General features: G+C 66.2%; 10 protein-coding genes. 5 read left to right on the forward strand and 5 right to left on the reverse strand.

Annotated elements, in window-relative coordinates; translation table 11 throughout:
• Nucleotides 1-103 precede the first annotated feature (103 nt).
• Entirely contained in the window at nt 104-1000 is an 897-nt protein-coding gene (locus ABCR88_RS19490) for a LysR family transcriptional regulator (protein WP_350403139.1), read from the forward strand.
• A gap of 33 nt (nt 1001-1033) precedes the next feature.
• Here ABCR88_RS19490 and ABCR88_RS19495 read toward each other — a convergent pair whose 3' ends face one another.
• From ABCR88_RS19495 to ABCR88_RS19505, 3 genes are all read right to left on the reverse strand, one after another.
• Nucleotides 1034-2359: an MFS transporter gene (locus ABCR88_RS19495; RefSeq protein ID WP_350403141.1), complete on the reverse strand. Its 1326-nt coding sequence runs from the start codon at nt 2357-2359 to the stop codon at nt 1034-1036.
• Nucleotides 2360-2815: 456 nt separating this feature from the next.
• Complete coding sequence (locus ABCR88_RS19500) at nt 2816-3823, reverse strand: NAD(P)-dependent alcohol dehydrogenase (protein ID WP_011061761.1); 1008 nt, start codon at nt 3821-3823, stop codon at nt 2816-2818.
• Nucleotides 3824-4039: 216 nt separating this feature from the next.
• Nucleotides 4040-5011 carry a bifunctional helix-turn-helix transcriptional regulator/GNAT family N-acetyltransferase gene (locus ABCR88_RS19505; protein WP_236186294.1) on the reverse strand — a complete coding sequence of 324 codons (972 nt, stop codon included), beginning with the start codon at nt 5009-5011 and terminating at the stop codon, nt 4040-4042.
• Nucleotides 5012-5192: 181 nt separating this feature from the next.
• Between ABCR88_RS19505 and ABCR88_RS19510 the strand changes: the two genes are divergently transcribed.
• The 4 genes from ABCR88_RS19510 (at nt 5193) to ABCR88_RS19525 (ending at nt 10314) form a co-directional block, all read left to right on the forward strand.
• Nucleotides 5193-5702 (forward strand): sigma-70 family RNA polymerase sigma factor, encoded by a 510-nt coding sequence (locus ABCR88_RS19510; RefSeq protein WP_011061763.1) that lies wholly within the window; start codon nt 5193-5195, stop codon nt 5700-5702.
• The gene (locus tag ABCR88_RS19515) at nt 5699-6682 is read left to right on the forward strand and encodes a DUF4880 domain-containing protein (RefSeq protein WP_236186292.1); all 984 of its coding nucleotides are present in this window, start codon (nt 5699-5701) and stop codon (nt 6680-6682) included. The genes ABCR88_RS19510 and ABCR88_RS19515 overlap by 4 nt, the downstream gene beginning before the upstream one ends.
• Nucleotides 6683-6798: 116 nt before the next feature.
• Nucleotides 6799-9204 (forward strand): TonB-dependent siderophore receptor, encoded by a 2406-nt coding sequence (locus tag ABCR88_RS19520; protein ID WP_236186291.1) that lies wholly within the window; start codon nt 6799-6801, stop codon nt 9202-9204.
• Between the two features lie 168 nt (nt 9205-9372).
• On the forward strand, nt 9373-10314 hold the full coding sequence (locus tag ABCR88_RS19525) for an alpha/beta hydrolase (protein WP_325984836.1): 942 nt from the start codon (nt 9373-9375) through the stop codon (nt 10312-10314).
• 50 nt (nt 10315-10364) lie between these two features.
• Here ABCR88_RS19525 and ABCR88_RS19530 read toward each other — a convergent pair whose 3' ends face one another.
• Entirely contained in the window at nt 10365-11798 is a 1434-nt protein-coding gene (locus ABCR88_RS19530; RefSeq protein WP_210672366.1) for an isochorismate synthase, read from the reverse strand.
• Nucleotides 11791-12114: an isochorismate lyase gene (locus ABCR88_RS19535; RefSeq protein ID WP_325984838.1), complete on the reverse strand. Its 324-nt coding sequence runs from the start codon at nt 12112-12114 to the stop codon at nt 11791-11793. The genes ABCR88_RS19530 and ABCR88_RS19535 overlap by 8 nt, the downstream gene beginning before the upstream one ends.

Below are 12114 nucleotides of genomic sequence, written 5' to 3' on the forward strand. Positions count from 1 at the left end.
CGCTGTTTTTTAGAATTTGAGTTACTCTTGCAGCCGCCACGTAATTGATCAAATCGATACTATCTCTATTAAAAATAAGACCCGTCTATATCCATGAGGCAGCATGAGCCACATCGATCTGAACCTGATCCGCACCTTCGTCACCCTCTACGAAGCCCGCAGCGTGACTCTGGCCGCCGAGCGCCTGTTCGTCACCCAGCCCTCGGTCAGCTACGGCCTGGCGCGGCTGCGCGAGCTGTTCGACGACGGCCTGTTCAGCCGCACCCGGGACGGCATCCAGCCCAGCCAGTTGGCCGATGAGCTGTACCCGGCCTTTCGCGAATCCCTGACGCGGATCGAGAACACCGTGCACAGCACCCGGCGCTTCGACCCGGCGGCCACCGAACGGCGCTTTCGCATCGCCCTCTCCGACCTTGGCGAAATGGGCTTCCTGCCGCTGATCCTGGCGCGCCTGAACCAGCAGGCCCCCGAGGCCGAAGTCGAAGTCCTGCCGCTGCAGGTGGACCAGGCCGGCGAGTGGCTCAGCAGTGCTAAAGTCGACGCGCTGATCTGCCGCAAACCCTTGACCGGCACCCGCAGCCAGGTGCTGATCCGCGAGCGCTACGTGTGCCTGCTCAGCGACCGTCATCCGCGCATCGGCACCCAGCTGAGCCTGGAGCAGTTCCTCGCCGAGCGGCACATCGCCGTGACCCGCACCACCGGCCACGGCAGCGTCGAGGACGTGCTCAAGCAGATGGGTGCCCGGCGCCGCATCAGCCTGCACGTGCCGCACTTCTCGGTGCTGCCCAAAGTGCTGCCCGGCACCGACCTGCTGACCGTGCTGCCAGCGCAGATCGCCCGCCTGTTCACCCTCGAAGGCGGCCTGCGGCAACTGGAACTGCCGTTCTCCGTGGGGGAGTTCGAAGTCTCGCTGCACTGGCACCCCAACAGCGACAGCTCCGCCGCCCTGAGCTGGTTCCGCCAGGCCGTGGCCGCGGCGATCATCGACGGCCAGTCTTGAAAAAGCGCCCGCCGCCTTATCCGGTTCCGCGGGCTAAGCCAGGGCCGCTTGCGCCTGCGGCGGCGCCGGGCGCAGCAACAACAGGCAACCCGCCGCCAGCACGAAGACCACGGCAAACACCCCGTACAGGTGCAGCGGCTGCCAGCCGGCATCCAGCAACACCCCGGCCACCGTGGGCGAGACAATCGCGCCAATGCGCCCGATACCGATCCCCCAGCCGACCCCGGTGGCCCGTACCGAAGCGTCGTAGACCACCGGTGACAGGGCGTAGAGCCCGGCCACGCAGCCGTTGGCGAACAGCCCGATCAGCAGCCCCAGGCCCAGGGCCGCGGCAATCGAGGAGGCCGAGCCGACGAACAGCACCAGCAGCCCGGCGGTCACCAGCATGAACAGCGACAGCACCCGGGTCAGCGGCCAGCGCGAGGACAAGCCGCCAATCAGCGCCGCGCCGAAGATCCCGCCGACACTCAGCAGCACCCCGCCGGTGATCCCCTGCTGCGCCGAGAGCCCGGCGGCCACCAGCAGTTTCGGGGTCCAGCTCATGACGAAGTAGAAACCGAACATCACCAGGAAAAACAGCAACCAGATCAGCAGCGTGGTGCGCCGCATCGGCCCGGCGAACAGCTGGCCAAAACCTCTGCCGGCGCCCTGCTCGCGTACCGCTGCCGCGGGCATTTGCAGCAGTTGCGGATGGCCCAGGCGCCCGGCCAGGCGATTGATTCGCACCAGGGCATCGGCCGGCCGCCGGGCCAGGAGAAAGTCCAGGGATTCGGGGAGCCAGAGCAGCACCAGGGGGATCACCAGCAAGGTGACGATGCCGCCGAACAGGAACACCGAGCGCCAGCCCCAATGAGTCAGCAGCCACACCGCCAGCAGCCCGCCCAGGGTCGCGCCCAGCGCATAGCCGGTGGATTGCAGGCTTACCGCCAGGCCGCGCCAGCGGCGGCTGGAATACTCGGCGGCGATCACGTTGCTGCTGGCCAGGATGCCGCCGATGCCCAGGCCGGTCAGGCCGCGCAACAGCGCCAGTTGCAAAGGGCTCTGGCTGCCGGCCGAAAGCAGCATGCCGACCCCCGACAGCAGCAGGCAGAACAGGATCAGCGGCCGACGTCCGAGGCGGTCGGCCCAGGGCGCGATAAACAGCGAACCGGCGGCCATGCCGAACAGCCCGGCGCTGAGCAGCAGGCCGATCTGCGCCCCGTTGAGCTGCCACTCGGCGGACACCGAAGCGGCGGTGAAGGCCATCACCAGCACATCGAAGCCGTCGATCATGTTGAGGACAATGCAGATACCGATCGCCAGGCACTGGAAGGAGCCCATCGGGCCCTGGTCGACTCGTTGCTTGAGATCGTGGTTCATGGCCGTCCTCCCATGCTCGGGCTGGACGCGCAAAGCGCGGGGACGGACAGGCACACAGGCAGGTGGCACGCAGGACCGAGAACGGCCCGTGCCCTTGGGAGAACGCGCATGACGAAACCCTTTTCTTGTAATTGTTATGCGGGGACGGCCAGGAAGGTTCCTGCCATCGCCAGGGGCCTAATCAATCAATTAATGGATCCACAAACAATAGAGAGACACGCGAATAGTGCTTTTTATGGGCGATTATCGCGCACTATCGACTTTTCACGCTGTAAAAGGTGAAGCCTTTAGATAATGGCTTTATTTTTGGATCCATTAGCATGGATCAACTGTTTGTGAGTGGCTGGCTGGGGCAGGCAGGCGCTGCGCCTTCTGTCGCCACCTGCAGCAGCGGCGACGGAGATCGGATCCCCAGGGGATCCGATCAGTAGGCTGGGCCCGGGTTGCGGCATCGCTTCAGAGGCTCAGGCAGATTTTCCCCAGGTGCGCGCCCGAGGCTTCATGGGCGAAGGCCTTGGCGATATCCGCCAGGGGGAAGGTGCTGTCGATGATCGGCTTGATGCCGGTGGCTTCCAGGCCCCGGACCATTTCGATCTGCTGCTGGCGGCTGCCGACGATCAGCCCCTGCAGGCGCTGTTGCCTGGCCATCAGCGCCGCGGTCGGCACCGGTCCGGCCCAGCCGGTGAGCACGCCGATCAGGGCGATGTGCCCGCCAATGCGGCACGCGTTGATCGACTGCGGCAAGGTGCCCGGGCCACCGACTTCCACCACGTGATCGACGCCGCGGCCGCCGGTGAGCTTGAGCACTTCAGCGCCCCACTCGGGGTGGGTGCGGTAGTTGAGGGTATGGTCGGCCCCCAGCTCGCGCACCTTGGCCAGCTTGGCGTCCGAGGAGGAGGTGGCGATCACCGTGGCGCCCATGGCCTTGGCCAGTTGCAGGGCGAAGATCGACACCCCGCCGGTGCCCAGCACCAGCACGGTTTCCCCGGCCTTGAGCGCGCCGTCCACCACCAGTGCGCGCCAGGCAGTCAGGCCGGCGGTGGTCAGGGTTGCCGCCTCGGCATGGCTGTAGCCCTTGGGCGCATGGGTGAACCAGTGGCTGGGCTGGATCACCACTTCACGGGCGTAACCGTCGACGCCATCGCCCGGAGTGGTGCTGAAATCGGCGATCGCCGGGCCGCCATCGTGCCAATGGGGAAAGAAGCAGGACACCACCGCATCGCCCACCTCGAACTCGCTGACGCCCTCGCCCACCGCTTCCACGACCCCGGCGCCATCGGCCATGGGAATCCGCCCGTCGGCGGTAGGCAGCGCGCCGGTCACCACGGCGTAATCGTGGAAGTTCAAGGAACAGGCATGGATACGCACGCGGATCTGCCCGGCGCCGGGCTGGCCGGGGTCTGCCAGCTCCACGCGCTTCAGGTTGTCCAGGGATGCCGGCAGGCTGAGCTTGATGGCTTGCATGGGATGCTTCTCCACAGATCGATAATCATCAGGGGGCTAACCCTACCACCAGTACCGGCTATCTGTAGCCGCTGCACAAGGCTGCGAACGGCTTGGGCGGCATTCCGACGCAGCAGACGCAGGTTTTCAGGGCCGCCACAGGCTCGGCTCGGGACCGCCAGGCAAGGCCCTGCGGGCCTTTGCGCAGCTTCGCAGGCTCAGCAGCGGCTACAGCGCTCAGCGGATGGTGTCGCGCTGCGCCACCCTTGCTCGCACAAAACACTGCTCGGTCACTGGCGCGCCCCATTGCTCGCCCTCTTGCTCCTGCACCAGCACAAAGCCCTGTTCCTCATACAACGCGCGCGCCGCATCCAGGCCCTTGAAGGTCCACAGCCGAGTGGCGGCAAAACCCCACTGGTCACAAAAGCCCAGGGCCTCGACCAGCAGCCGCCGGCCCAGCCCCTGGCCGCGGGCGGCCTCATCGAGAATGAAGCAACGCAGGAGCGCCTCACCGCCCTCGCCCTCCCCATCAATGGCGATGGAACCGACAATCCGTTCCCCCAGCAGCGCCACCCAGACTTCATTGCGCGGGTTGTGCAAACGCCCCATCAATTCGGCCATGTCCCGCGCCACCAGGCTTTCGAAGGGCTGGCCGAAACCCGCCAGATCCGCGTAGTAACGGGCGTGCATTTCGGCGATGCGGCCAATCACTCCGGGCCGGTAGCCACGGGCGATAGAGCAGCGCTCGGGCGGCTCGGGCACGTCTCCCAGCCGCACCGCACGCAATGCCCGGGCGTAGTCGGCGATGCCCGCACAGGCGCTGCGCTGCTGGGCCGGGCTCAGGTGGGCCAGGGCCGCGGCCACCTGGGCCTGGGCGAAACGGTCGATGCCGGCCAGGGTCTGGCGCCCCCGGGCGCTGAGCTGCAGCTTCTTGGAGCGGGCGTCCTGGTCATGGGCCTGCTCGCTGATCTCGCCGGCGTCCACCAGCTTGCGCACCAGGCGGCTGACGCTGGATTTCTCCAGGCCCAACAGGGTCACCAGGTCACCGGCGGTCAGGGCATTGCCCTGGCCGATCTCCAGCAGTGCGTGCACCGCCGAGGGCGGGTAGTCGGTGGCGGCCAGGGTGGCCTGCATGAAGCCCAGCTCGCGGACCATCTGCCGGGAGGCCTGGCGCAGTGATGGGATAAGGGAAGCGGATGAACTCGGCATGGGCGTGACCTCGCAAGTGAGGCATTTAGTTGTACCTTGCAACCAATTAAACCTCAACCCTGCTCACTTTTCCGAGTGTCAGTCAGCCCTGGTGAACGGCAATAAAAACTCAAGCACTCACTAATGAGAAGCATTACCATAAACGCCCATTTCACCCACCTCGACCTCGGAACCCTTATCGATGGTGCCCAACCCTTCGCTACAGCACGCCGTGGGCGAGCTCTACCTCCAGCATCACAACTGGGTGGTACAACTGCTGCGACGCAAGCTCGGCAACCAGGACCAGGCCATGGACCTGGCGCAGGACACCTTTGTGCGCATCTTGCGCAGCGAGCGACTGCCGGTACTGCGCGAACCCCGGGCCTACCTCAACACCGTGGCCAGCCGCCTGTGCGGGCAGTATTTCCGGCGCCAGGCCCTGGAGCGCGCATACCTGGAAACCCTGGCGCAGTTGGAGCCGCAGTACCAGCCCTCGCCGGAAACCCGGCTGCTGGTGCTTGAGGCCCTGGACGCCGTGGGCCAGGTGCTGGACGGCCTGGGCAGCCGGGTGCGCGAGGTGTTTCTGCTGTCCCAGCTCGAAGGCCTGACCTACCCGCAAATTGCCCAACGCCTGCAGCTCTCGGTCAACGTGGTGCAGAAAGCCATGCTCAAGGCCTACCGCCACTGCTACGCGGCGGTGTACCCGGGATGAACGCCTTCCAGCCAGTGGACGATCAGGGCGCCGTGGAGCAGCAGGTACTGGACCAGGCCCTGGAGTGGCTGGTGCTGCTGCAATCAGGCATCAGCCCCCCCGAGCAGCAGGCCGCCTGCCTGGCCTGGCGCCGGGCCGACCCGCAGCATGAGCTGGCCTGGCAGCGCCTGGCCGGCATCGGCCAGGACCTGCGCGACAGCACCCGCAGCCTGCCCGCGCCCCACGCCCGGCAACTGCTGCAGGCTCGCAGCCACCCCGGGCGGCGCACCCTGCTCAAGGGCATCATCGGCCTGGGCGTGGTCGCCGCCAGCAGCTGGAGCGTGCGCGAACGGTTGCTGTTGCCGCAACTGTTCAGCGACTACCACACCGCCACCGGCGAGCGCCGCCAGCTGCAACTGGCCGCTGGCGCCAGCCTGCAACTGGACACCCGCACCAGCCTCGACCAGAAGGCCAGCCCCCAGGGCCTACAACTGCGGCTCAACAGCGGCCGCCTGTTGCTGACCCTGGGCAACGCCGCGCCCGTGCAGGTCGCCACCACCGATGGGCACATCCAGCTCGCCCCGCGCTCGCAGTTGATCCTCAGCGTCGGCTTGCCGGGCATCAACGGCACCCGGGTACAACTGCTCGCCGGCAGTGGCTCGGTGAGCACCGCCCAGGCCCCTGCGCTAAGCCTGGACCCGGGCCAGCAAGTGGATATCGCCCAACAGCGGATCAGCGCCCTGGCCGCCGTGCCCACCACGGCCAATGCCTGGACCCAGGGCCTGCTGATCGCCGAGCGTCGCCCCCTGGGCGAGGTGATCGCCGAACTCGACCGCTACCACCCCGGCCTGCTGCGCTGCTCCGCCGAAGTCGCCGAGTTGCGGGTTTCCGGGTCGTTCTCCCTGGACCAGCCGGACGCCAGCCTCGATTTGCTGGCCAGGACCCTGCCGATTCGCATCCGGCGGGTGATGGGTTACTGGGCCACCGTGGAGGCCAGCTGATTTTTTCCGTTTTTTTTCCGAAGCGGCGGCAGTTTTTTCAATCTCGTGCATCAAGACCAGGGAAGAAGCTGGAAAACAGCTCAGCGCCAACCCTTCTCAACCCACGGATTTCCCTTATGCACATTCGCCTTACGCCCCTTGCCGCGGCCTTGCGCCCGGTGTTAATCGGCCTGTCCATCGCCAGCACCAGCCTGCCGCTGATGGCCGCCGAAGCCGGCGCCGCCGTGACCGACCACCAGCAGCGCGACTACGCCATCGCCCCAGGCAACCTGGACCAGGTGCTGGGCATCTTCGGCCAGCAATCGGCAAGCATGATCGCCATCGACGCCAACCTCAGCGCCGGTAAGCGCAGCACCGGCCTCAATGGCCGCTTCAGCGTGGACGAAGGCCTGCAGCGCCTGCTCAAACCCCTGGGCCTGCAAGCCGTGGCCGAGGGTGCGGGCTATCGGGTGGTCCAGGCCAGCGGCGGTGAACGGGTCGAGCTGGGGGCGACCACGGTCAGCGCCAACCAGTTGGGCAGCGTTACCGAAGGCACCGGTTCCTATACCCCAGGCACCATCGCCACCGCCACCCGGCTGGTGCTGACCCCGCGGGAAACCCCGCAGTCGATCTCGGTGGTGACCCGCCAGGTGATGGATGACTTTGGCCTCACGGCAATAGACGACGTGATGCGCCACACGCCGGGTATCACCGTATCCACCTACGACAGCGAACGCACCAACTACTATTCCCGCGGTTTCTCCATCGTCAATTTCCAGTACGACGGCATCCCGACCCTGCGTGACGCCCAGTACTCGGCCGGCCAGACCATGACCGACATGGCGCTGTACGACCGCGTCGAAGTGCTCAAGGGCGCGACCGGCCTGCTGACCGGTGCCGGCGGTCCTGGCGGCACCATCAACCTGATCCGCAAGAAGCCCACGTCCGAGTTCAAGAGCAGCATCGAGCTCGGCGCCGGCTCCTGGGACAACTATCGCACCCAGATTGATGTCAGCGGGCCGCTGACCGACTCCGGCAACGTCCGCGGCCGGGCGGTGGCCGCCTACCAAGACAAGAAATCGTTTCTTGATCACTACCAGCGCAAGACCAATGTCTACTACGGCATCCTTGAATTCGACCTGTCACCGGACACCCTGCTGACCCTGGGTGCCGACTATCAGGACAGCGACCCGAAGGGCTCGAGCTGGACCGGCACACGTACCGTCTATGACCCGGACGGCAATTATCTGAACCTGCCTCGCTCGTTCAACAATGGTCCGAAGTGGAGCAGTTGGGAACAATACACCCGTACCGTGTTCGCCACCCTGGAGCACAACTTCGACAATGGCTGGGTCGCCAAGGCCCAGTACAACCACCAGATCAACGGCTATAACGCGCCCCTGGGCTACGTCTCCCAGGACACCGCTACCACCAGTTCGATCTACGCTCGCAAATACACTGGCGAAACCACCAGTGACAGCCTCGACGTCTATGCATCCGGACCTTTCGAACTCTTCGGTCGAGAACACCAGCTGGTAGTGGGCCAGTCCCTGTCGATCTCGGAATGGAAGGGCAAGGACTATTCCGACGCCACCTATTTCGACAACGCCTATGACTTCTACAACTGGCACGGCGAAGCCATCGAGCCCCTGTGGAACCAGCCGACCAAGATCAACGATGAAACCACGCGCCAGACCGGCACCTACATCACCGGCCGCTTCAGCCTGATGGACGACCTGTCGCTGCTGCTCGGCACCCGCGTCGCCAATTTCCAGGTCACCGGTACCAGCGACACCAAGGAGAGCGGCAAGGTAGTGCCCTATGCCGGCCTGGTCTACGACCTCCACGACAATGTCTCCGCCTACGCCAGCTACACCGAGATTTTCCAACCGCAAACCCAGTACCGTGACCGCACGCGCAAGATGCTCGAACCCAACGAAGGGAAAAACTACGAGATCGGGCTCAAGGGCGAGTTCTTCGACGGTCGCCTGAACTCCAGCCTCGCCTACTTCGAGGTACACGAGGAAAACCGTCCAATCGCCGACACCATCTACAACTCCAATCCTGGGGTCGACTTCTCCTATATCGCCACCAAGACCAAGACCAAGGGCTACGAAGCGGAGATCTCCGGTGAGCTGCGTCCTGGCTGGCAATTGCAGGCCGGCTATACCCACAAGGTCAGCCGTGATGCCGACGGGGTGAAGGTGGCCACCTGGGAACCGCAAGATCAGCTCAGTTTCTATAGCAGCTACAAGCTCGGCGGCAGCCTCGACAAACTGACCCTGGGCGGTGGCGCCCGCTGGCAGGGTGAGGGCTGGCAAACGCTGTACAACCGTGGCAAGGACCGTTACGAAAAGTTCTCCCAGGACCCGTTCTGGCTAGTGGATCTGATGGCGCGCTACCAAGTCACCGACAACCTTTCGGCGACCCTGAACGTCAACAACCTGTTCGACAAGTCGTACTACACCAACATCGGTTTCTATGACTCGGCCTACTACGGTGACCCACGCAATGTGATGGTGACCACTCGCTGGGACTTCTAAGACCTAGTCCCCCAATCGGTGCACCCTGCCCAATCGGGCAGGGTCGGGCCGCTGACAATCACCTGGTATCGGGTAGCCCGATGCGGCGACCACGGCAGCAAAATCACTACAGCCATCCGCACACTTCTGTTAAAACTCCTGGCTGATCATTCCGTGGTGAAGCCTTCCATGTCCCCAACCCTGTCCCAGCGCCTGCGCCGTCGCTGGTTTTCCCTGCTGTGCCTGGCCGCGCTGGTCGGTGGCCTGCCGGTGAGCTGCGCGGTGCTCGAACACCAGGAGCGCAAGTTGGTGTTTCGCATCGAGCCGGGCACCGCCGGCTGGTATCGCGGCCTGCCGAGCACGGTGCAGGAGCTGGAACTCAAGCCGAAAAGCTTCAAGGCCGGGCAGAACCTCCACGCCTGGTGGTGGCCGGCCACGCGCGCCGACGCCCCGGCGATCCTCTACCTGCACGGGGTGCGCTGGAACCTTACCGGCCAGTTGTTTCGCATCGAGCAACTGCACGCCCTGGGCTACTCGGTGCTGGCCATCGACTACCGCGGCTTCGGCCAGAGCCACGGCGACCTGCCCTCGGAAAGCAGCGTGTATGAAGACGCGCGCATCGCCTGGGAGCGGCTCAAGGTCTTGCAGCCCGACGCCAGCAAGCGCCTGATCTACGGCCACTCCCTGGGCGGCGCCGTGGCCATCGACCTGGCCGCCGAACTGGGGCGCACGGCCGCCGCCGAGAAAACGCCGATTGCCGCCCGCGGGCTGATCGTCGAATCCACCTTCACCACCCTGGCCGATGCCGCCGCGGCGGTGACCAAGACCTCGCTGCCGGTGCGCTGGGTGCTGTCGCAGAAGTTCGACTCCGTCGACAAGATCCGCGACATCGGCATGCCACTGCTGGTGGTGCACGGCCTGAAAGACGACTACGTACCGCCGCGCCTGAGCAAGGAATTGTTCCAGGCCGCCCTGGAGCCGAAGAAACTGCTGCTGGTGCCCGGCGGCACCCACAACAACAGCATGAGCCTGGCGGGCAAGGGCTACGGCCAGGCCATCAACGCCCTGCTGCGAGCCAAGCCCGGCCACAACCTCGCCGGCCCGACAGCCAACGCCATCCCCACCAGCTGACGGGAGCTTGCGTAGGTGCTGGCTGGCCAGCGAAGAGGTCCGCACGAGGGCTACAAGGCGCTCTGTCCGCCGCTCGCTGCCACGCTCGGCGCGGCCGGTGGCGGGCGCAGGGCTTCGCCGATGGTGCGCAACTTCAGGCAGGTTTCCTGGTACTCACTCGCCGGGTCCGACTCGCCGACGATGCCGCAACCGGCAAACAGGTGCGCCTGGTTGCCGCGGATCAGGGCGGAACGCAAGGCCACGGCAAACTCGCCATCGCCCTCGGCGTTCAGCCAGCCCACCGGGGCGGCGTACCAGCCGCGGTCCAGTTGCTCATGCTCGCGGATATAGCCCAGGGCCTTGCCCCGAGGCAGGCCGCCCACCGCCGGGGTCGGGTGCAGGGCATCCACCACTTGCAGCAGATCGACCTGGGGCCGCAACCGTCCCAGCACCGGGGTCAGCAGGTGCTGGACGTGGGCCAGGCGGTGCAGTTGCGGCTGCGGGGGAATCTCCAGCATCGCGCAGTAGGGCTGCAGGGCTTCGCGCAGGGTCTGCACCACCAGGGCGTGTTCATGGCGGTCCTTGGCGCTGTCCATCAGGGCCTGGCCCAGTTCCGCGTCCTGCTGCTCATGCTGGCCGCGCGCGCAGGTGCCGGCCAGGGCCACGGTGTTGAGGGTGCCGCGGGCCAGGCGCACCAGGCGTTCCGGCGTGGCACCGAGAAAGCAGCTGTCGCCACGGCTGAAGGCGAACAGGAAGGCCTGGGGATAGGCCGCCCTGAGGTTTTCCAGCAGCGGCCCGCAAGGAATGCTGCGGCTCGCCCGCAGGCAGACTTCCCGGGCCAGTACTACCTTGCTCAGCTCGCCGCCCTGGATCCGCGCGATGGCGCGGGCCACGCAGTCCTGCCAGCGGCCGGCGGCCTGGGTGTCGTCCTCGGCCTGGGTGCCAACGGGCATCTGTGCCAAGGGGGCGTGGGTATAGCGCGCCTGCAACAGGGCCCATTCCGCCTCCAGGGCACCGGCGCACTGAGCCACGTCGGCGCCGGGCTCGACCCACAGGCTGAACAGCCAGTGCTGCTGCTCGCCTTCGCGCAGCAGCAGGATCCGCGGCAGCACCAGGGACGTGGCGGCGAACGATTGCCACTGGGCACTGCGCGGGCCCTGGGGGTCGAAGGCAAAGCCGCCGCACAGGTAGGCCCGCTTGGGCCCGACCTGATGGGCCTGCAGCAACAACTGGCGCCAGGCCTGGGTACTGGCGGCAAAACGCTCGGCGGCCGGCGGGCTGATTTCTTCGGTGCAGCCGAACCCGGCCAGGGCCAGGGCGCCCTGGTCGCTGGACCAGAACAGGCTCTGGCCGAACACCTGGCGGTTGGCGGCAAACAGCCGCAGCGGCTCCAGGCGCTCGGCGGCCAGGCTGTACACCACCAGCACCGCCCGCCCCCTGCGTCGGGCCAGGGATTCGCCCTTGCGCAGGGCCCGGGTCAAGCCGGACAGGCAGGATTCACTCATCTTGGGCTCCTTGATCCAACCCGTGCTGACGGCGCCAGTGGCGCACTTGCTGGGCAATGTTCCAGTGGATGATCTGGGCGAACAGCGGCACCACGAACATCGGGTCCAGGCTCGCCTGCTCGGCCCATTGCCGACGTTGCGGGAGCATCGCCGCAACCCGCTCCGGGGCGGCGATGGTGTCCTCGGTCGGCTTGAACTGCGCCGCCGCCTTGACGTAGGCCAGGCGCCGGCCCAGGGCCTGGATGATCTGCTGGTCCATGGCGTCGATACCGCAGCGGACGTCGTCCAGGCCGCTGCACTGCTCGGGTGTCTTCAT

The organism is Pseudomonas sp. W17 (genome assembly GCF_040268305.1).
Lineage (GTDB): Bacteria > Pseudomonadota > Gammaproteobacteria > Pseudomonadales > Pseudomonadaceae > Aquipseudomonas > Aquipseudomonas protegens.